This is a genomic window from Ochrobactrum sp. SFR4, assembly GCF_019730395.1.
GTDB lineage: Bacteria > Pseudomonadota > Alphaproteobacteria > Rhizobiales > Rhizobiaceae > Pseudochrobactrum.
Map to the genome: position 1 here is coordinate 1 of NZ_JAAPBB010000211.1, position 447 is coordinate 447.

General features: G+C 51.2%; 1 protein-coding gene. It reads left to right on the plus strand.

Features of this window, described 5'->3' with window-relative positions; all coding sequences use genetic code 11:
• A partial coding sequence (locus tag HBA93_RS18650) for an oligopeptide/dipeptide ABC transporter ATP-binding protein (protein ID WP_353619400.1) occupies nucleotides 1-302 on the plus strand: 302 nt, incomplete at its 5' end.
• Nucleotides 303-447 lie beyond the last annotated feature (145 nt).

A 447-nucleotide genomic window follows, 5' to 3' on the forward strand; every position in this document is an offset into this window, starting at 1 on the left:
TCTCCCATGACATGGCCGTAGTGGAGCGGATCAGCCATCGCGTGGCAGTGATGTATCTGGGTGAAATTGTCGAAATCGGCGCACGGGAAAGCATTTTCAGCAACCCGCAGCACCCTTATACCAAGCGCCTGCTGTCAGCGGTGCCCGTGCCTGATCCTGCAACACGTGGCTCCAAGCCGAAGCTCAAAGTCAGTGAGTTGAAAAGCCCTGTCCGCGCAATGGATTATCAGCCACCTGTCCGTCAAATGCTGGAAGTGGGCGCTGATCACTTTGTCCAGCAATGGGGAGACGAGTGGCGTTAATCCGCCTGTAAACAAGCAACCGGCGCTCAAGCCGGTTGCTCTTAAAACACTCTGCAATAAAAAATATTTATCCCGCTTCAAAAAACAGCTATCGGTCAAATCAAACAAGCATTGAAGGCGGGAGTTGTTATGGCCTATAATATTA